The sequence below is a fragment of the Cytobacillus sp. FSL R7-0696 genome (genome assembly GCF_038006865.1).
GTDB lineage: Bacteria > Bacillota > Bacilli > Bacillales > Cytobacillaceae > Cytobacillus > Cytobacillus kochii.
Genome location: NZ_JBBOWA010000001.1, coordinates 3,868,053 through 3,887,651, shown reverse-complemented (window position 1 = coordinate 3,887,651; position 19,599 = coordinate 3,868,053). Strand labels below are relative to the sequence as shown.

Genomic DNA, 19,599 nt, shown 5'->3' with positions numbered 1-19,599 from the left:
TTTAATCTGTTAACTAGATTCAAAATAATCATGGAATACTTTATCGTAGTAATCCTTTTCTTCTTTAAATGACTCTTTATTCTCTGTCATCATTGCCGCAATCAACGCATTCAAGAATGAAAAAAGCACTGGTGTAGAATCAAGTGTAGGTTTCCTCCCTGAAAATAGTGGAATGAGAATGTCGACATTGTTTTTTAATGGAGATAGTGGCGTGTCAGTAATGCCAACGACTTTGGCATTTCGACTTTTTGCTTGCTTGGTAAAATCAGTAGTGCTTTTCACATAACGATGAAAGCTGATTGAAACCACTACTGAAGTTTCATCCATCGAATGGAGAATCTTCAATAAATCATCGGACTCTGTTCGAATAAGATGGACATCATCCTTCACAAGCCCTAATGTAAATGCTAACCAGCTTGCAGCAGCAAATGATGTTCTTGCACCAATAATATAAATCTTTTGGGCTGATTTTAATTGCTCAATAGTCAAATCAAATTTTGCTTCATCTATTGTCTGAATGGCTTGGGTGATTCGCTCTGCATCCATGTTCATCACTTTTTCAAGAAAATGTGGTTCGCCAACAAATGGTTGCTTCATTTGAATATAAGAATCCAAGCTGCTTTTATCATGAAATAATTGCTCACGCACTTCTTTTTGTAATTGCGTATATCCTGATAATCCTATTCGATAACAAAAACGGATCACAGTGGTTTCGCTCACACCTGCTTTTTTACCTAATTCACTTGCAGACAATACGGCTATATCTTGATAATGGTCTAGTAAATAACTTGCTAATTTCTGCTGTGTTTTCGATAGTTTTTCATAACTCCCTGTAATAACTTCTTTCAGATTCACCTGAACACCTACCTCAAAATGAAGTCTGTACTTTTTATGCAATATATTAGAAGTGTTAACTTCTTGTTTATAGTAAATTATCACAATTTTTCAGTTATTTCAATGCTTTATAGAGAAAAAGTTTCAACTGCAATATATTATTTAGAGTAGTTCTTATTTTTTATCCAAGCATGACTATCTCCCACGTTCGTTACCCTTCCGATAAATTTAACGGCTCACCCTTTTTAAATGCCACCATTGTTTTCATCAAAATAATCATAAAGTACGAACAGCATTTATTGCCTATAAGCATTTCATTGTACTCTTCCATTAAAAAAGCGGACAAATTCCACCATTGAAATTTGTCCGCTTTGCGGCTGCTCTGACGACCTTTTCTGTTCTTCTTTATTTTATTGTTTATTTACGATGCATTTTAAATTCAAGAAACAGTTCGTTATAATAAGCAAGCATTTGTTTACCTAGGTTCTCGTATACTTCTAACTTAGCTGTTTGCTCTTCATCCGGATAGAAACGCTCATCACTCGTTGTTTCCTCATCCATATGAGGAAGAGCTGCTTTATTCGGTGTTGAGTAACCTACATATTCAGCGTTTTGCGCAGCAACTTTCGGATCTAGCATAAAATTAATAAATTGATGAGCCGCTTCTTTATTTTTTGTTGTCTTTGGGATGACCATGTTGTCAAACCAAAGATTCGATCCTTCTTCAGGAACCGTATATTCCAGTGATTCATTTTCCCACATCGCATCTTGGGCAGTTCCAGACCATAAAACAGCAACGGCCGCTTCATTATTTTGCATTAATAATTTAATTTCATCACCAACGATGGCTTTAATATTTGGTGTTAATGTATCCAGTTTATTCTTCGCTTCCAGTAATCTTGCTTTATCTGTTTCGTTTAATGAATACTCGAGACTATTCAGTCCAAAACCTATGACCTCTCTCGCTCCATCAACGAGTAATACATCATTTTTCAAGCTTGGATGCCAAAGATCGTCCCATTGTTTAAAATCAATTTCATCACTTACTTTATCAGGATGATATAGAATACCTACTGTTCCCCAAAAATAAGGAATAGAATATTCATTGTCCTCATCAAAAGCTAAATTAAGAAAACGTGGATCAATATTTTTCAAATTCGGCAGTTGTGCATGATCAATGGGGAGAAGTAAATCTTCCTGTTTCATTTTATCAATCATGTATTCTGAAGGTACCGCTATATCGTATGAAGTCCCACCTTGCTCGATTTTTGTTAACATGGCTTCATTTGAATCAAAGGTTTCGTATATGACTTTGATACCTGTTTCATCTTCAAATTGGACTAATAATTCAGGGTCTATATAATCTCCCCAGTTATAAACAGTAATCGTGTTCTCGCCTGTATATCCTTGTGCAGTATTTAAGCGGTGAACGATATACAACAAGACAAAAGAAACAATTAATACAAGTGACAAAGCACGTATGAGGTTTTTCATTTTCTAACCCCCATTCGACCTATCTTGCTCGTTTTCTTTGTTATAAAGTAATAACCAACAACTAAAAGCATGGTGAATAAAAATAACAATGCTGATAAGGCGTTAATACTTAGAGAAACCCCTTGTCTCGCCAACGCATAAATTTCTACAGAAAGAGTTGAGAATCCATTACCGGTCACAAAAAAGGTGACAGCAAAATCATCCAAAGAATAAGTAAGTGCCATGAAGAAACCAGCAAATATACCAGGGGTAATATAAGGTAATACAACCTTTGTTAACACATCTAATCGACTTGCACCTAAATCCAGTGCCGCATAAATGATACTCGTACTCATTTCTTCTAACTTAGGTAATACCATTAGGACAACAATTGGTACACTAAAGGCAATATGTGCCAATAAGACGGAAATAAAGCCAAGCTTTATACCTATCATTGTGAAAAAAATGAGAAAAGATGCGCCGATAATGACATCGGGACTAACAATTAAAACATTATTTAACGACAATAAAGTATTTTTTGTTCTTCTTCTTCTTGCATAATAAATGGCCATAGCGCCAGCTACCCCTAAAACTGTTGATATTGCTGATGAAAGCAAGGCAACAATAATTGTATTTAATACTATAATGAGTAGCCTAGTGTCATTAAATATTTCTTTATACCAATCCAATGTAAACCCTTCAAAGTGATACATGTCACCGCCACTATTGAAAGAATAAAAAATCAAATAAAAAATTGGTGCATATAAAACCATAAAAACAATGATTAAATAAAGAGAGGACCATTTAAATTTCTTCATCTCATTTCGCCTCTCTTTCTTCTACCAGTAAGAAGCATAATGACAACCATAAAGATAATTAAGAAAACAGCAATGGTTGCCCCCATTCCCCAATCTTGTGTCACGAGAAAATGTTGCTCAATAGCTGTTCCTAATGTAATCACTCGATTTCCTGCGATTAACCTTGTCAGCATAAACAAAGATAAGGCAGGGATGAATACGATTTGACATCCAGATTTCACCCCATCTAAAGTCAAAGGGAAAACGACACGAGAGAAGGTTCGCCAGCTTGAAGCACCTAAATCTTTTGAAGCATCAATAAAAGATGGGTTCAGTTCATCTAGTGCATTAAATATTGGTAAAATCATAAACGGTAAAAAGATATAAACAGAGACAAACACAAAACTAAAGTCTGTAAACAAAATTTGCTTTCCACCTACACCCATCACTTCAAGAAATTTATTCGCTGCTCCGTATGTACCAAAAATACCAATAAATGCATAAGCCTTTAATAATAAATTGATCCATGAAGGAACGATAATAAGGAGTAACCATAGTTGTTTATGCTTTGTTTTTGTTAATAAATAAGCAGTTGGATAAGCGATTAATAACGTGAAAAATGTAATTAATAACGCGTACCAAAAGGAGCTAAGTGTCATTTTTAAATAAACTGGTGTAAAGAATTTTTGGTAATTCTCTAACGAAAATTCACCTTCTATATTAAAAAAAGAATAATAAACGACTAGGACGATTGGTGTGATGACAAAAAGAGCAATCCATAAAACATAAGGAATTAAATAATAATTACGAGATTTAGCTTTCATAACTTCCCTCTTCATATGCTTCAAGACGCTTATCGAATTCCTCTTCTGTTTCACCAAGACGCATGACATGTATGTCTTCTGGCTCAAAGTTGAGACCAATTTCACTTCCGACAATTGCTTTTTTTGTCGAGTGAACGAGCCACTCATTGCCATCTTCATCATAACAACTTATCTCATAATGTACGCCTCTAAATAATTGTGAGTCTACTTTCACCTTTAACTTACCTACATTAGGGCTAGTAATTTCTAAATCTTCTGGGCGAATGACAATTTCGACCGTTTCATTTTGATTTAAACCGCCATCGACACAATCAAATGTTTTGCCTGTAAACTGAACGACATAATCTTCAACCATTACACCTTCAACAATATTAGATTCACCGATAAAGTCGGCAACAAAACGGTTAATCGGCTCATCATAAATATCATTAGGCGTACCACTTTGTTCTATTTTACCGTTATTCAGAACAAAAATTTCATCAGACATCGCTAATGCCTCTTCTTGATCATGTGTCACAAAAATAAAAGTGATGCCTAAATTTCTTTGTAATTCTCGCAATTCATATTGCATTTCTGTTCGCAACTTTAAATCTAGTGCAGATAATGGTTCATCAAGAAGAATAAGCTCAGGTTCATTAACAATCGCTCGTGCAATCGCAACACGTTGCCTTTGCCCACCTGACATCTCTTTTATCTCTCTTTTTTCATATCCTTCTAAGTTCACAAATTTCAAAGCTTCTATCACTTTTTGGTTAATCATTTCAGATTTTAATTTTTTTATTCTAAGTCCAAATGCCACGTTTTCAAAGACATTTAAATGAGGAAAGAGTGCATAATCCTGAAAGACAGTATTCACTTGTCTTTTATTTGCAGGTACTTCGTTTACCTTTTTATTATTAAAATAAATATTACCTTTTGATGGCGAAATAAATCCGGCAATTAAGCGAAGTATGGTCGTTTTTCCGCATCCAGAAGGACCGAGCAAAGTATAGAATTTCCCACGCTCTATTTCAAATGAAACATCATTTAAGACAGCCGGGTCATTGTCATATTGCTTTGTTACGTTTTCAAAACGAATAATAGTTTGGTCTGACATTCCAATCTCCTTCTTCTATAAGATATTCCTTAGTAATTCTAGATTAAAAAAAACTGATAATCAATACACAATAATAAATATATATAGATATTTTTATCTGCGCATAATAATTGGAATAGCTGAAACAATAAGGAAAAAAACAGGTGAGTAATTTTGAATCAAAAACTAAGCTTTATTAGCATTGCCTATATTATGATTCTCGGCATCGGCTTGTTTGCTCATGTTGAAATTATTCCTGCTGTATTGTCTACTTCTAGACGCGATACATGGATCAGTATGTTACTTGCCATTATTCCTTTGATTCTATTCACCCCTCTTATTTATAAAGTGGGACAAACAGTTAAAGGAACACCATTTATTCGAATTATTAGTGAACAATTAGGGAGATTCAAATTCTATATTTTATTCTTCCCTTTACTCCTATATTTAATAATTTCTGCCTTTGTCTCTACAAAAGAAATTATCTATTGGTCACAGTTAAGTTTCATGCAGAATTTCTCCAGTATGATCATTGGTGGTGTACTATTAATTGCCTGCTTCTATTGTAGTTTTTCCGGTGTAGAATCAATGGCCATTATTAGCCGCTTGTTACTTCCAGTAGTCGTATTTTTAGGATTTTTTGTTTCTTTCGCCAATATGAAGAAAAAACATTATGAGTTGTTATTACCCATATTCCAAGAGGGTGTACTAGATATTCTAAAAGGGATGTTTTACACAAGCTTACCGATTATTGAGATTGCTTTTGTTTTATTTTTCCTACCCCATATGAAAGGAATGATTAAAATTAAACATTTAATCATTCTGGGTGTACTTATTATCGGATTAATGATTGGGCCGGCAATTGGAGCGATAGTGGAATTTGGTCCAAAATACGCTTCCGAATTTAGGTACCCAGCATTTGAAGAGTGGCGAATCATATCTATTGGAAGATATATTTCTCATACAGACTTTTTTGCAATTTTCCAATGGCTATCAGGTGCTACGATTCGAATTGGATTTTTTATCTACCTCACCTCTCAAATTCTTACAAAAGGGGAGAAAAACAGAACACCTATCTCTATCATCTTTATTTTGTTATTCATTGCAGTTGTTATGCCGTTAGACCAAGACCTATTTTATAATTTTGTTTTTCGTTATTTCTTACCCATATCAACGATTGTTCTACCTATTCAATTTATTATGGTTTCTATATATATCTTTAAGAATAAACAATTATTCCTAGGAGGTTAAAGAGCTTGTATGATCAATCCCTTTTTACAAAAGAAAAGTTAGCAGAAGTTTTTAATCATTCTGCAGATATACAGATCAAAAGCGTTCCTGTTCGGCATACTCCTAAGGGAGAGTTGATTATTATCTATTGTCGTCCCATTGTAAACATAAAGTTAGTCCACTCTCTTGTGATTCCTTTTTTAATGGATGAGGATAATGACAATGAAAAACTTTATAACTACATACAAAGTGATTACAGTTTAAAAGCTAAATTAACAAAAGAAGAATTAATAAATCAAGTATTTTGTGGTAAATTAGCTGTGTTATCAAACTTCCGTGAACGTATTTATTATTATGATGTGAAAGATGAGCCCAATAGACAACCCGAAGAATCTGTTATTGAAGTATCAGTAACGGGACCAAAAGACGGCTTTATCGAAAATATTGACACTAACCTTGGACTTGTACGTAAAAGGTTAAAAACCCCCTCGTTCGTTAATGAAGAGTTTGTAATTGGGCGTCGGTCAAATACGAGGGTTGCACTTCTGTATATTAAAGATGTGATAAATGAACAAATAATTAACAATGTGCGAGAGAAACTAAATCACATTGATGTCGATATTTTGCAGAGTCGTGATGAATTAGAAGAGTTACTTGTGGATAATAAATTCTCCCTACTACCACTTACAAATTTCTCAGGTCGGCCTGATTTTGTTGTTGAATCACTCAATCAAGGAAGATTTTCGATTATTATTGATGGTGCCCCGACTGTGATTATCGCCCCCATCAACTTAAGCTTCCTTGTTAAAACAGCTGAAGATAGTAATATTAGCTTTTATTATTCCTCAGTAGAACGAATGATACGTTTACTAAGCTTATTCCTGACGGTGTTTTTACCAGGTTTTTATACAGCACTCGTTATGCATAATGTTGGACAATTACCTTTGCCGTTTATTGCCACTATTACGATTGCAAAGATGGGTTTGCCGTTTTCTACATTATTAGAAATGATTACAATCTTTATTATGTTTGAGTTGTTTAAAGAAGCGGGTGCAAGACTGCCAAAAGGAATTGGACAAACAGTTGCTGTTATAGGGGGATTAATCATTGGTGATGCAGCAATCAGAGCTGGTATAACCTCGCCGACGCTACTCATTGTTGTAGGAATAACGGCCATCGCAGGGTTTACTCTCGTCAATGCCAGTCTTACGGGTAATGTCTTTTTCTTGAGAATGGCTGTTCTATTAATAAGTTATGCTTTTGGTATTTTTGGTTTTATCCTTTCATTAATTTGTGTATTTATCCACTTATCTACACTCAAATCCTTTGGTATGCCTTTTTTAACTCTAGCAAGGCAAAGAAAGTGGTCAGAAGAACTAAAAATGTTCATTACACTTCCTTTTAGCCTGCAGAAAAAGAGAAATCTATCTTACGGTGTTAAAGACAAAACACGAAAAAATAGTGACAATGATTAAAGAAGGTGTTCATTCACGAACATACTACTTGCCTGATTTTTAGTGGTTGCCAAAGTATAGAAGTTCGGCTCCGCGCATACTTTAGAAATCGGGCCAGATTATCAAAGATTACAGTTTTTAAAATTATCAAAATTAGGAAAAACTGCAACATTTGCGATAGCACCATCATTTATACAAAATGAGACTAAGAAAAAAGGAGTTTTAAACTACTCAACTTTTAACTGAAATCCTTCATATATTCACTTTATTATATATTGATTGTTCATTTACCATTCTTCCGTTTACAATCAATGCGCGTGCCACTTGCGGAAACTCTTTAACTCATTATAGGGACCCTTCATTAATGCCTCTACTTGCTTATCTTTGGCGACATTAGGTACTTTTTTTCCTTTAACTTGCTTATAAATTGGGATTACAGAAGTAGCTCCTTCTTCAATAATCCATTGTTCTCCATCATAAGTTAACTCAAGTTCTATTCTTCCTAAATGATTTCCCCAATGCCCCGCTTGAACAATGAATGGTGTTGTCTGAGATTGAAGCCATTCATTCGGTTTTTCTGGGAAAATATTATGACTATGTCCAAATAGAATCACATCAATATTCTCAATTGATTTTAATTCATTGACACTATTCCCTTCTTGCTCCGCAAGGCCCTTATCCGCATTCACACCCACATGAGCCAAAGCTATGATGATATCTGCTCCTTTTGCTTTCATTTGGGGAATATACTGATTGGCCGTTTCAGTAATTGTCCTCATTTTTAACTTTTGCTTAAAGTAATTACTATTCCAATCGGCGACAATGGGGGTTAAAAAACCAATCACTCCAATTTTAATTGCACGTTCATCCCCATTTGCATCGACCAATGTCCGATCAAGAATCACATATGGGTTCATATATGAAACATCATCAAAGATGTTTATCGTCATATCCTCATTGTATATATTGCTACTTACAATTGGAAAAGTCACATCTCTTAAGCTTTCTGTTAAAAAGCCGATACCATAATTGAATTCATGATTTCCGAGTGTCATGGCATCATACCGTAGTGTATTCATGACATGAATAACCGGGTGAGTTTGTCCTAAATGCATCAATCTTGTTTGAAATATATAATCTGCAAATGCATTTCCTTCTAAGATATCACCAGTATCAAATAACAGGACATTTTTGTTTTCATTACGCTCACTTTTAATTAAGGTTGCGGTTCTAACGAGTCCAAAATCGCTAACAGATTCGCCTTCATCGTTTTCATCCATCATATGACCATGCATATCTGTTGTTTGTAGAATCCGTAATTTTACTGGAGCTGCTGATGTGGCATAAGCGCTAGGAAATAGCGATAAACCCAAGAGCCATCCAATGATAGGAAGTATAAAGAAAACGACAGTTATCTTTCGCATATGACTTTTCATCATTTCACCTCAACACATTTGATGAATTCTTATTTTGTCATGACTTACTTAAAATCATTCGATGGAAAGTAGAATTGTCCTAAACCACTTTATTCCAATTAGTACATTTATGACACGTATTGTGCATATGTTAGAACAAGCTATTATATTTTTTTATCTAAAGAAAAATATATGAAATTAAAAAAAAGTAGGATAGAATAATAAATATAAGGAAATACTGAGAGGATGTAGGTTTTGTATAAGATATGTTTATCAATGATGTTCATTTGCTATATGTTCATTACGCCATTTTTAACTGAGGATATAAACGAGCATCGTTCTTTACATTATGATGATGATGTTCAAATAACGGCTACTTTTGCTACATTTAAAAGGCCTACAGAGATGGTTATACCAGAAGAAAAAAATCCTATTGTACATAAAATCAATGATTTTGTTCGCTTAGAAGAACCCCATAGCATCATTCAGGAGAACCAACAATCAAAACAGGATCGATTTCAACTACCCGTCCAGTATCAATCCAGTTATTTATCTAATCTCCTTATATAAAAAGATGCTTTATTGTTGAAGATTTTATAGGGGGAATGTGAAAATGGAAAATTTCAAGAATTGGTTACAAAGTAGCGGGATTAAAAGAGTTATTATTTTTGCAATTCTCGTATTCGCTTTATTTTTAATGAGAAGTATGATTAATGTCATCCTTATTACGTTTATTATTTCCTTTCTAATGGACCGCTTAGTAAATCTTGTCTTGAAGAAAGTGAACATAAATCGAAAATTCACAGTAATCGGTCTTTACTTATTCATTATTGCGATATTTACTGTTGGAATCAGCAGATATTTACCAGTTATTATTTTTGAAATCTCGCAACTGATTGGACAAATGCAAAGTTTCTTTAGCCAAAAACATGACAATATTATCATGAACTATATTACAGAATTATATGAACGAAATGAAATATCATCTTATTTAGAACAAGGGGTAACCGTTCTACTTAAATACTTCTCTGATATAAGTTCATTTGGCATACAATTTTTGATTTCACTTATTTTAAGTATTTTCTTCGTTTTAGAGAAGCCGAAATTGATTGCCTTTACAAACAAATTCAAATATAGCAAAGTTGCACCATTTTATAATGAGATTGCTTACTTTGGTTCTAAGTTTGTTCAAACATTTGGCAAAGTAATTGAGGCACAATTTATTATTGCCCTTGTGAACTGTGCATTAACAACATTTGCACTATGGATAATGGATTTTCCCCATTTAATGGGATTATCTATTCTTATTTTCTTTCTAGGCTTAATACCAGTTGCGGGCGTGATTATATCATTGGTGCCATTAAGCTTAATCGGATATACGATTGGTGGATTCATGCTAGTCATTTATTTATTAGTCGTCATTATGATTATTCACGCAATCGAAGCATATATACTTAATCCAAAGCTAATGTCATCAAAAACCAATTTACCTGTCTTCTATACTTTTATCGTATTGATTTTCGGGGAACATTTCTTTGGCGTATGGGGACTTATTGTCGGTATACCAGTGTTCGTCTTCTTACTAGATGTATTAGATGTGAAAACGACAGGAAAAAAGTCGGTAAAAGTGTAAATATAAGATAAAAGCTGTGCATAAAGCACGGCTTTTATTCTTCATTTTTCTCCTGAAGCTTTTAGCTGTGAATGACGGCATTATCGTTAAATCAGTTGAATTTGTACACCCCCGATTAATGTGGGGTACCCCTTCATTTATATTACCTCCGCACGAATCTTTACTTTAAAATAAACTCAAGGGCTAGTAACAATCGATGAGAAATATAAAAAAGAAACCTCCTAAGTAGTTGTTCTCGTGAGGTTTCCTTATTGTTGATTTTGAATGGACTTTAAACCCGTTATAATTAAGAATAAAGCATATATAAGTAAGAAAACACCTGGAACAATTAATAATAACGCGCTTCCCTCCCTAGACTGTGCGAATTGTGTAAAATAGCCTGCGTAAGGAATAGTAAAGCCGGTATACTTAGCTGTTACATTGTCGGAAAGTACGAGATCTTTATCAATTGTATTATTATTATCTCCTTTTGTTTCATACATCGTGTGCACGCCACTATGGATAACATTATGAATACGATGGGTAACAGGCATGCCTTCTTCACTTTGAAAAGTGATAATATCTTGCTTTTGTAAAGATTGCTTTTCATCCTGCTCTAGTGGTTTTACTGCAATAACTGCACCTGTTTGAAACGTGGGTTCCATAGAACCAGATAACACAGACTTTAATTGGTACCCTAAAATTGTTGGTTCCCCGCCTGATGCTTTAGCAGCAACAACAACAACCGCTAACACGATAACTATAACCATTAAGAAAACCGTCAAAGCCGTACTAAACCAATTAAGTACCTTTCTCATTTATTCAACTTCCTCTTCTTCAAGTGTTTGTTCAATTTCGTCATCAGAAGATGGATTTTCGTTACTAACTTCCTCTTCTTCCAGTTCTTCTTGGTTATGTTCAACATCGACGTTTTTTTCTTTTTCTTCAGTACTTTCGTTTTGCTCCTCCTGCTGTTGCTTATCTTCTTTTGCCATCTTTTCATCCTCTTGCTTTTCTATCTCTTGGTCATTTTCCTCTTCATGCTCATTTTCTGTCTCTCGTTTTTTTTCACTATCGCTTACTTCTTCATTAGATGACCAGATTTTACTCTCTACATTTACATCAACGGAGGTTGAATATGTATAACTTGCTTTTGTTTGCCCTATTAAAACTGAATGGAAAGTCAAAATGAGAGAATAGATAGACAGAACAGAGAGTAATAAAATGATTTTTCCATTGCGCTTCATGTTATATCCCCTTTTCTTTCAAGGGCTGGGGAACGATGATCATTTCCCCAGCATATTTATGTTTTAATTATTGAACGCCAACAGCGTTATAAGCTTGTTCAACTGCCGTAACTGCCGCTGAATCCTCACCATAGAGATCTTCTGCAGCATCGATGGCAGCTTGTCTCATCATGGCAAATGTTGAATTTGGTGTTAAATAAACCGATAAGGCCCGATAAAAAATTTGTTCCGTTTTTTCTCGGCCAACACCAGTTACTTCCACGCCGTAATGCTCTCCCCCTTCAGAGACAAGGTAAGCAGCTTTATTATTAATACTACTATTAATATGGACACCACCATTATCAAGAGAGCCTGTATACCTTCTATCCCAATGATCTGGATAAGGTTGTTGTGTTCTATTCTCAATTAAACTAGCTGGGTCTTCCATAGAGCGTAATCCAATCGCCCCATTCGCCATAATATCTTCACCGATAATCCAATCATCTCGATCGACCATTGCTCCGAAAATATCAGCAAATGATTCATTCAACGCACCTGATTCATTGCGGTAAATTAACCCTGCTGTATGTTGAATGACACCGTGAGACATTTCATGTGCAGCCACATCAAGACCACCAGCTAGCGGATGAAATCTAATACCATCACCATCTCCATAAGACATATATACACCATTCCAAGAAGCATTGTTCCAATTATCCCCAACATGTACACGGGAGAGTAATCTTTGCCCTTGATCATCTACAGAGTTGCGATCAAAGGTTTTTTGGTAGTAGTCGTATGTCTTTTGAGAATTGGCATGAGCATCAACTGCTGCACCATCGGTAAATAACTTACTTCTACTAACAATATCTTCATTAATATTATTATCATAATCGTATGTAATGACCCCATCACCTCTTGTTTGGTCATACATCTTAAACAAACCATCAATGTAAGATGCCTTAAACATTTGTTTATCTCCGAATACACCATAACCAAATGCCGTTATTTCATTTGCTGCATTAAAGGAATCAATAATCTGCCCAGTCTCTATATTTACAAAGTAATGCCAATACCCTACTTCCGGAGAGGTGGTGGAAGCTTTCACAAGATAAACAGGATAATAGTTATCATTAAACTTGTAAATGTATTTTTCTGCTGTTATTTCACTATCATATTGGTTTACTTCGCCAATTGATGCTTCTATTCCTGCTGTTGCAATGGAAATAGCCTTTTTTTCACTTATTTGGTCGGTTGTAGCTTTTAGGTCAATATCGATGTCTGAAACGACTTCACCATAAAAAGTAACTTTATCAGTATCTTTTCTAATATTAAAAGTTTGTTCTGCTCCATATATAGGAATACCTTTATATAATTGTTGCAAACGATAGTGATGAAAGTTTTCATTTTTAATAAATTCATAATCTTTTATTGTGAAATTTTCGCTCATTTGTTTATTAGATAAATTGAATTGCTTACTTTTAGAAAGTAGATAGCTTTCAAGTATTTGTTTAGGCTCAACAGTCTCACTTACCTTCATATGTTCAGTAAGCTGAGATGATTCGCTATACAGTTTGGTTTGTGATTCATTTGCATAAACTTGCCCTTGAATAGGACTCGCTAGCATCCCTAAAATGAATGCTGTTGATAATACTTTCGTTTTTATCGACATGCAAAAACGCCTCCCCATTGCTTATTTTCATTTACTCTACTTCTCCTCACCAGCTGTTTGTGAAGCATTAAATACCCATTCTAGATCTAACTGATCCCCTTGGAATTGGTTTTGATCTTCACCGTTTTCAACAAATTCGAATTGTACCCATATCTCATTTGTTTCTCCTGGAGCTAGGCCACTATTCTGTTTCCATAAAGGATCCCATAGGTCTCTTTGAACAATATCAGGGTCCATATTCTTTAATTCATACAAAGTTGTCTCGAAAATAGGTTCTGACTCTTTCTCCCAATTCCACAAAAAGTTTACACGAATATGTTTGCCGAAATCTTCTGTATTATCAGATAATTCATCCGATACTTGGTAATTTGTGAGCAGGTGAACGGATTCAATTGGCAACGAACCACTATTACTTAAAACAAGCTCTCTCGTGACTGTGTCACCCGGTTTGATGTTCTCAACTTGAAACACAACCTCAGGATTAATTGATAAGTCTAGTGTGCCAGCAGCAAATACATGATTCGTCGTTACTTCATCGGAAAAATAGGCAAATGTTCCTCCTCCAACCAGAGCCAATCCAAGTGCTGCTGACATCATCCCAGATGCAAGCTTTCTTTTCACTCCCATAGTAAATCTGCTCCTTTCAACCCTTTATTTAGACTTTTCTTCATTTGCTTAGACTTTTCTTCATTTGCTTAGACTTATAAGAAAAGCTTACGTCAAACATAAAGGAATCAATGGTTGGAATTAAGTTTCCTATGCCCTATTTAAATATAGTCATATTCCTTCATTTTTCACATTTTTAGTAAAAACGAGGTATTTATTACCATTATTTTAGGCGGAAAAAGTGATTTTTCAAGCTTACTATTAGCAACCCAATCAAATGCAAAGCTTGTTATCCCCTTTGCCCGTCTCCTACCTATTGTATTTTGGTATTTGTCTAATCCAACACCAGAAATTGAGATTAACTATGCAGTTACGATATTAATCTATCATTGACAGAGAGAGTTGTATATGGAGTTATTTAATATTAAGAGAACAGAGCTAAAGGGGATTGGACCTCATAAAATGTTCCATATGAGAAAATCCATTTCCCCTATAAAAACTTTCTACTTAATGTGCTTAACGGTTTTATACCGCCAAACTCCATTTTCCATTCCCTTCTCTACTTTGTTCTTTTCTTCCAAATAATCTAAATGACCAATTACCTCTGACATAACAAGGCTGAACTGCGTATAATATTTGTCCGGGTAAAAATACCGGGCAATTTCACTCGCTGTTTTTTCTGCTTCAGAAACATAGGATAGGAATTTTTCAGCTTTTCTTTCTATCCCTTTCAACCTTTTATGTATAAGTTGATGTGGATTCGTTATTTGTTCACCATGCCCACTATAACAATAGTCAATATCATAGGTTAAACATTTTTGCAGTGACTCCACATACTCAAGGACCGTCTTTCTTCTTTCACCATTCATATAAGGTTCAATTAAAGCATTACTTGATATATGGGCGATAAGGTGGTCTCCACCTAACATCACATTGTTTCTTTCATCTATTAAAGCGATATGATCAGGAGCATGTCCTGGTGTTTCAATTACTTTTCTATTAATAATATAATCATTTTCACTTAACGTTCTATAATCAGCATGCAATCCCTCGTTTTGTTTTTCTATGACGATATTCTTGAGCTGCTGTACTCTTTTTTCACCTTCCTTGCCACAACCCATTTCACGATATAATATTTCATAAAAGGAAATTCTTTTTTCAAAAAATGACTTTTCCCTCTTTAACCGAGGAATCGCTTCAGCATGAACATAAACGGGGATGTTGTGTTTTTCAATAATTCTAGTAATCAAGCCTGTATGATCCTCGTGTGAATGGGTAAGGATGATTTCATTGATATCCTCTAACAGAAATTGATGGCGCTGTAATAGTTGAAGAAATTGCTGCCAACATGCTTCATGATTAATTCCAGCATCTATTAAAGTTAATCCTTTACTACCTTCTACAAGAAAAAAATTAAAAGAACGCAAATCACTTTTTGTCGGTATGGTTATTGGATAAATCATTTTATTCCCCCTACTAAACTATTTATCTCAAATGTTTGAATGAGCACTCAATCGAAATGTCTTATTTCTCTAAAAATTCCGCTGGCAATGATTATCTCTTAAGTTTTTTTATACAATATAGTATAATAAGTATGATTGTCAAACCGGCCATTGCCACGCGAATATTGACTATACTTGAGGTGATAGAATGGAATTTCATGCTGAATCAACAAAAGATAAAGTGTTATTTTTATTAAAAAAAGAGTCTTCCATGTCTGTCAACGACCTTAAGGAGCGCCTGAATATTAGCCATATGGCGGTGAGAAAACATTTAACCGGATTAGAGAATAGCGGTTTAATCGCGTCCAAAGAAACGAAACAAGCCTTAGGTAGACCGACTCAGTTCTACTATTTAACAAGTAAAGGCGAACATTATTTTCCAAAAAATTATGAAGGTCTATCACTTGAATTTCTCTTTGATATTGAAGAATTGTATGGCAGTGAAGCGATTGAAAACTTATTTATTAAACGAGAAAAGCGACTAGTTGAAGAGTACGAACATAGATTACAAGAACAAGCGCCTGATATAAAAATGCAAACATTATTAAACATTCAAAATGAAAAAGGCTATATGGCAAACTTGTTGAAAACAGGAACAGACGAATATGAGCTTACAGAATTTAATTGTCCCATTCTTTCCATTGTCCAATCGTATAAAACAGCTTGTCATTGCGAAACCCAATTGTTCAAGCAAGCATTAAACACAAATCAAGTGCAACGTGTAAGATGCAAAACAGAAGGCCATGATCATTGCCAATTTAAAATTAAATTTAATTGATTCAACTATTACTTGCTAGAGTAATAGTTTTTCTTTTATATTCACCCGGTTTCGATTTCTAGGCTTTACTTTTAACTTAGTTTCTTTTATGTATTTATCTTTTATTGTGATACATCCCTATAAGAACAACAGTGTACATTTATCACTTTTTAAGCCCTTCAATATCCCTCATATTTTGCAATTATTTGTATATTCCCTTTACTTACATTTACACAATATGGAATAAATTTTCTGTTTGTCCACTCCTCTTATCTGTTTTCAAAGGTGTTTTATGCATATTTTTTATTTGCTATTCTTTTTCTATATTCCTCAGGTGTTTGGTGCTTTTGGTATTTACTTTTACATCAGTAAATTCTTAACTATTTCTTTTCCCTCTCATTTTGCATATAAAAAAGACCCAAAATCAAATTTTGGGTCCCTGATCAACATCCTTATTTTGATGCTGCGAATAATTTGTTTACTTCATCCCAATTCACAACATTGAAGAATGCTTGAACATAATCTGGGCGTTTGTTTTGATATTTTAAGTAGTAAGCATGCTCCCAAACATCAAGACCAAGGATTGGTGTTTTACCTTCCATTACTGGGCTATCTTGGTTTGGTGTGCTTGTAATAGATAATTGACCATTTTCAGATACTAACCATGCCCAACCAGAACCGAAGCGTCCAGCTGCAGCTTTAGCGAATTGGTCTTTGAATGCATCATAGCTACCAAAAGCTTCTTCAATTGCACCAGCAACGTCACCAGTTGGTGCACCGCCACCGTTTGGAGAAAGAAGTGTCCAGAACAAGCTGTGGTTTGCATGTCCGCCACCGTTATTACGTACAGCTGTACGAATATCTTCAGGAACAGCGTCTAAGTTAGCAATTAGTTCTTCAATAGATTTGCTAGCTAACTCGTCATGTCCTTCTAATGCAGCATTTAAGTTGTTTACATATGTTGCATGGTGACGATCATGGTGGATTTCCATTGTTTGCGCATCGATATGTGGTTCAAGCGCATCATTTGCATAAGGTAATGCTGGTAATTCGTGTTTAGCCATTTTGAATTCCTCCTAATATGTAAAATCTATTTACACTCTATATTTTAGAATACCTTATCTACTTTTTCAACTAATAAGTATAAAAAGTAGCTAGAAAATAAAACTTCCTATTTCTACCTCCTTTTGTTAAAATTGGTATAAAATGAGTATGAGGATGATTTTATGAAAGCAGTCCTCCTTTGATATCGATGGTACGTTAGCCAAAACATTAAATTTTTAACGCTGCGTTAAACAAGATGTTTAACAATTTAATGAGCATACACTTTCTCATCATGAATGCCTATCAATGTTAGGACCATCAGAAACAGGAATTTCTGAAAACATCTAAAGCTTACCAAACGACGGAGTTTCGATCACAAGCAAATATTGAATTGGATGATTAACTAACATGGTGTAAAGGTTATCAAAGGGGATGAGATAATGAGCGACCAGTGGTTAACATGGGCGAGGAAAATCCAAGCGATTGCACAATCTGGCTTAGCCTTTTCGAAAGATATCTATGATATTGAAAGGTATGAGCAGTTAAAAGAACTGAGTGCTGAGATCATAGGTGAGTACTCAGGACAATCAACAGACGAAATTGTGGCCGTATTAAGTAATGAATCAGGCTATCAAACACCGAAAATTGACGTACGAGGCGTTGTTTTCAGGAAAAACAAAATATTGCTAGTGAGAGAAAATGTTGATAACAAATGGTCCTTACCAGGTGGTTTTTGTGATGTTGGCTTATCTGCAAGTGAGAATGTTATAAAAGAAATTCAAGAAGAATCAGGTTTTATTTGTGTTGCGAAGAAGCTCATTGCCTTGTTGGATATGAATAAGCACCCGCATCCCAAACAAATCTTCCATTATTATAAAATATTTATTTTATGTGAGATTACGGGCGGACAAGCTACCTGCGGAATAGAAACCGAAGCGATTGATTTTTTTCCTGAAAACAACTTACCTCCACTATCCCTTAATCGAAATACGGAAGAACAAATAAAAATGGCATTTGGCTACCTTGAAGATCCTCATAAATTCCCCATCATCGATTAATCAAAGAAAAAAGCCCATTCCCATTTTTGGTTATGAGCCTTTTTCTTATGCGTCAATTGTTATCTTCTGTAATCGCTCTTGCCACTCTTCATCTGTTAAACCCTTTTCTTTCACGTATAAATTATCAGGATGTGTGCGGCACTCATCCGAACAGCTCCGTAAATATTTATGTTCGTTTTCTTCTGTCGTCATAAAACGTTTATCACATTCAGGATTAGCACAATTGACATAACGTTCACAAGATTCACCAGTGAAATAGTCTTTTCCGACAATGGTATGTTCTTTCTGATTAATTGGCACACTGATTCTTTCATCAAACACATAACATTGACCGTCCCATAGTTCTCCTTGAACTTCTGGGTCCTTACCATATGTGACAATGCCACCATGTAGCTGATTCACATCTTCAAAACCTTCTCTTACTAACCAACCAGAGAATTTTTCACAACGTATGCCACCTGTACAATATGTTAAAATCTTCTTCCCAGAAAGTTGGTCTTTATGTTCACGTATCCAATCAGGTAAATCACGAAATGCTTCAACATCCGGTCTAATCGCCCCTCTAAAGTGGCCGATATCATATTCATAATCATTTCTTGCATCAATAACAACAGTATCCTCTGCTTGCATTGCTTCAAAGAATGCTTTTGGCTCTAAATATTTGCCTGTGATCTCATTAGGATTGAGATCATCCTCAAGTTTTAATGTCACAATTTCTTTACGAGGTCTGACATGCATTTTCTTGAATGCATGTCCATTCGTTTCATCAATTTTAAAGACCATATCACTAAAGCGGTTGTCGTTTTTCATCATATCTATATACGCATTTGTTTGTTCCACTGTGCCTGAAACCGTACCGTTTATACCTTCTTTGGCAACAAGGATTCTTCCTTTTAATCCGAGCTCACGACATGCTTTTAAATGATGTTTACTAAAGGCTTCAGGGTGTTCGATTGTTACATATTTATAATAGAGTAAGACGCGGTATTGATTATTTTCTTCTGTCATTTCTTCCACCTG

At 34.8% G+C, this 19,599-nt stretch carries 19 protein-coding genes; 6 read left to right on the top strand and 13 right to left on the bottom strand.

What is annotated here, in order from left to right:
* Positions 1–9 precede the first annotated feature (9 nt).
* From MKX29_RS19925 to MKX29_RS19905, 5 genes are all read right to left on the bottom strand, one after another.
* Entirely contained in the window at positions 10–855 is an 846-nt protein-coding gene (locus tag MKX29_RS19925) for a MurR/RpiR family transcriptional regulator (RefSeq protein ID WP_341055762.1), read from the bottom strand.
* 396 nt (positions 856–1,251) lie between these two features.
* Positions 1,252–2,328: an ABC transporter substrate-binding protein gene (locus MKX29_RS19920; RefSeq protein ID WP_341107259.1), complete on the bottom strand. Its 1,077-nt coding sequence runs from the start codon at positions 2,326–2,328 to the stop codon at positions 1,252–1,254.
* A complete protein-coding gene (locus MKX29_RS19915) occupies positions 2,325–3,125 on the bottom strand; it encodes an ABC transporter permease (protein ID WP_224936633.1) in 801 nt (266 codons plus the stop codon). Before MKX29_RS19915 ends, MKX29_RS19920 begins: the two co-directional genes overlap by 4 nt.
* The gene (locus MKX29_RS19910; RefSeq protein ID WP_341107257.1) at positions 3,122–3,928 is read right to left on the bottom strand and encodes an ABC transporter permease; all 807 of its coding nucleotides are present in this window, start codon (positions 3,926–3,928) and stop codon (positions 3,122–3,124) included. Before MKX29_RS19910 ends, MKX29_RS19915 begins: the two co-directional genes overlap by 4 nt.
* Positions 3,918–5,024 (bottom strand): ABC transporter ATP-binding protein, encoded by a 1,107-nt coding sequence (locus tag MKX29_RS19905; RefSeq protein ID WP_224936634.1) that lies wholly within the window; start codon positions 5,022–5,024, stop codon positions 3,918–3,920. The genes MKX29_RS19910 and MKX29_RS19905 overlap by 11 nt, the downstream gene beginning before the upstream one ends.
* A gap of 153 nt (positions 5,025–5,177) precedes the next feature.
* On the opposite strand from MKX29_RS19905, the gene MKX29_RS19900 reads away from it, so the two are divergent.
* Together MKX29_RS19900 and MKX29_RS19895 are read left to right on the top strand one after the other, a co-directional pair.
* On the top strand, positions 5,178–6,254 hold the full coding sequence (locus MKX29_RS19900; protein ID WP_251161709.1) for an endospore germination permease: 1,077 nt from the start codon (positions 5,178–5,180) through the stop codon (positions 6,252–6,254).
* 5 nt (positions 6,255–6,259) lie between these two features.
* Positions 6,260–7,708 (top strand): spore germination protein, encoded by a 1,449-nt coding sequence (locus MKX29_RS19895; RefSeq protein ID WP_341107253.1) that lies wholly within the window; start codon positions 6,260–6,262, stop codon positions 7,706–7,708.
* Between the two features lie 287 nt (positions 7,709–7,995).
* On the opposite strand, the gene MKX29_RS19890 is transcribed toward MKX29_RS19895, so the two are convergent.
* Positions 7,996–9,123 carry a metallophosphoesterase gene (locus MKX29_RS19890; RefSeq protein ID WP_341107251.1) on the bottom strand — a complete coding sequence of 376 codons (1,128 nt, stop codon included), beginning with the start codon at positions 9,121–9,123 and terminating at the stop codon, positions 7,996–7,998.
* Positions 9,124–9,357: 234 nt separating this feature from the next.
* Between MKX29_RS19890 and MKX29_RS19885 the strand changes: the two genes are divergently transcribed.
* A complete protein-coding gene (locus tag MKX29_RS19885; protein ID WP_341107247.1) occupies positions 9,358–9,672 on the top strand; it encodes a hypothetical protein in 315 nt (104 codons plus the stop codon).
* Positions 9,673–9,715: 43 nt separating this feature from the next.
* Entirely contained in the window at positions 9,716–10,735 is a 1,020-nt protein-coding gene (locus MKX29_RS19880; RefSeq protein WP_224936639.1) for an AI-2E family transporter, read from the top strand.
* Positions 10,736–10,983: 248 nt separating this feature from the next.
* On the opposite strand, the gene sipW is transcribed toward MKX29_RS19880, so the two are convergent.
* The 5 genes from sipW to MKX29_RS19855 form a co-directional block, all read right to left on the bottom strand.
* Positions 10,984–11,532, bottom strand: coding sequence for a signal peptidase I SipW (sipW, locus tag MKX29_RS19875; RefSeq protein WP_224938331.1), 549 nt, complete (start codon positions 11,530–11,532; stop codon positions 10,984–10,986).
* Positions 11,533–11,961, bottom strand: coding sequence for a hypothetical protein (locus MKX29_RS19870; RefSeq protein ID WP_341107242.1), 429 nt, complete (start codon positions 11,959–11,961; stop codon positions 11,533–11,535).
* A 67-nt stretch (positions 11,962–12,028) separates the two neighbouring features.
* On the bottom strand, positions 12,029–13,612 hold the full coding sequence (locus MKX29_RS19865) for a M4 family metallopeptidase (RefSeq protein WP_341107240.1): 1,584 nt from the start codon (positions 13,610–13,612) through the stop codon (positions 12,029–12,031).
* Positions 13,613–13,648: 36 nt separating this feature from the next.
* Positions 13,649–14,239 (bottom strand): CalY family protein, encoded by a 591-nt coding sequence (locus MKX29_RS19860; RefSeq protein WP_224938334.1) that lies wholly within the window; start codon positions 14,237–14,239, stop codon positions 13,649–13,651.
* 482 nt (positions 14,240–14,721) lie between these two features.
* Positions 14,722–15,681: an MBL fold metallo-hydrolase gene (locus MKX29_RS19855; RefSeq protein ID WP_341107238.1), complete on the bottom strand. Its 960-nt coding sequence runs from the start codon at positions 15,679–15,681 to the stop codon at positions 14,722–14,724.
* 187 nt (positions 15,682–15,868) lie between these two features.
* Here MKX29_RS19855 and MKX29_RS19850 point away from each other — a divergent pair, with 187 nt between their 5' ends.
* Positions 15,869–16,498, top strand: a complete 630-nt coding sequence (locus tag MKX29_RS19850) for a helix-turn-helix transcriptional regulator (protein ID WP_341107236.1) — start codon at positions 15,869–15,871, stop codon at positions 16,496–16,498.
* Between the two features lie 431 nt (positions 16,499–16,929).
* Here the strand turns inward: MKX29_RS19850 and MKX29_RS19845 are convergent, their stop codons facing one another.
* Positions 16,930–17,541, bottom strand: coding sequence for a superoxide dismutase (locus MKX29_RS19845; RefSeq protein ID WP_095373101.1), 612 nt, complete (start codon positions 17,539–17,541; stop codon positions 16,930–16,932).
* A 420-nt stretch (positions 17,542–17,961) separates the two neighbouring features.
* Here MKX29_RS19845 and MKX29_RS19840 point away from each other — a divergent pair, with 420 nt between their 5' ends.
* Positions 17,962–18,579 (top strand): NUDIX hydrolase, encoded by a 618-nt coding sequence (locus MKX29_RS19840; protein ID WP_341107233.1) that lies wholly within the window; start codon positions 17,962–17,964, stop codon positions 18,577–18,579.
* A 45-nt stretch (positions 18,580–18,624) separates the two neighbouring features.
* Here MKX29_RS19840 and trhO read toward each other — a convergent pair whose 3' ends face one another.
* The gene (trhO, locus tag MKX29_RS19835) at positions 18,625–19,587 is read right to left on the bottom strand and encodes an oxygen-dependent tRNA uridine(34) hydroxylase TrhO (RefSeq protein ID WP_224938338.1); all 963 of its coding nucleotides are present in this window, start codon (positions 19,585–19,587) and stop codon (positions 18,625–18,627) included.
* Positions 19,588–19,599: the final 12 nt, after the last annotated feature.

Coding starts and splice junctions, on each gene's coding strand:
- MKX29_RS19840 (WP_341107233.1), top strand. CDS start 17,962: ATGAGCGACCAGTGGTTAACATGGGCGAGGAAAATCCAAGCGATTGCA.
- MKX29_RS19905 (WP_224936634.1), bottom strand. CDS start 5,024: ATGTCAGACCAAACTATTATTCGTTTTGAAAACGTAACAAAGCAATAT.
- MKX29_RS19860 (WP_224938334.1), bottom strand. CDS start 14,239: ATGGGAGTGAAAAGAAAGCTTGCATCTGGGATGATGTCAGCAGCACTT.
- MKX29_RS19890 (WP_341107251.1), bottom strand. CDS start 9,123: ATGAAAAGTCATATGCGAAAGATAACTGTCGTTTTCTTTATACTTCCT.
- MKX29_RS19920 (WP_341107259.1), bottom strand. CDS start 2,328: ATGAAAAACCTCATACGTGCTTTGTCACTTGTATTAATTGTTTCTTTT.
- MKX29_RS19855 (WP_341107238.1), bottom strand. CDS start 15,681: ATGATTTATCCAATAACCATACCGACAAAAAGTGATTTGCGTTCTTTT.
- MKX29_RS19870 (WP_341107242.1), bottom strand. CDS start 11,961: ATGAAGCGCAATGGAAAAATCATTTTATTACTCTCTGTTCTGTCTATC.
- trhO (WP_224938338.1), bottom strand. CDS start 19,587: ATGACAGAAGAAAATAATCAATACCGCGTCTTACTCTATTATAAATAT.
- MKX29_RS19910 (WP_341107257.1), bottom strand. CDS start 3,928: ATGAAAGCTAAATCTCGTAATTATTATTTAATTCCTTATGTTTTATGG.
- MKX29_RS19880 (WP_224936639.1), top strand. CDS start 9,716: ATGGAAAATTTCAAGAATTGGTTACAAAGTAGCGGGATTAAAAGAGTT.
- MKX29_RS19845 (WP_095373101.1), bottom strand. CDS start 17,541: ATGGCTAAACACGAATTACCAGCATTACCTTATGCAAATGATGCGCTT.
- sipW (WP_224938331.1), bottom strand. CDS start 11,532: ATGAGAAAGGTACTTAATTGGTTTAGTACGGCTTTGACGGTTTTCTTA.
- MKX29_RS19850 (WP_341107236.1), top strand. CDS start 15,869: ATGGAATTTCATGCTGAATCAACAAAAGATAAAGTGTTATTTTTATTA.
- MKX29_RS19865 (WP_341107240.1), bottom strand. CDS start 13,612: ATGTCGATAAAAACGAAAGTATTATCAACAGCATTCATTTTAGGGATG.
- MKX29_RS19915 (WP_224936633.1), bottom strand. CDS start 3,125: ATGAAGAAATTTAAATGGTCCTCTCTTTATTTAATCATTGTTTTTATG.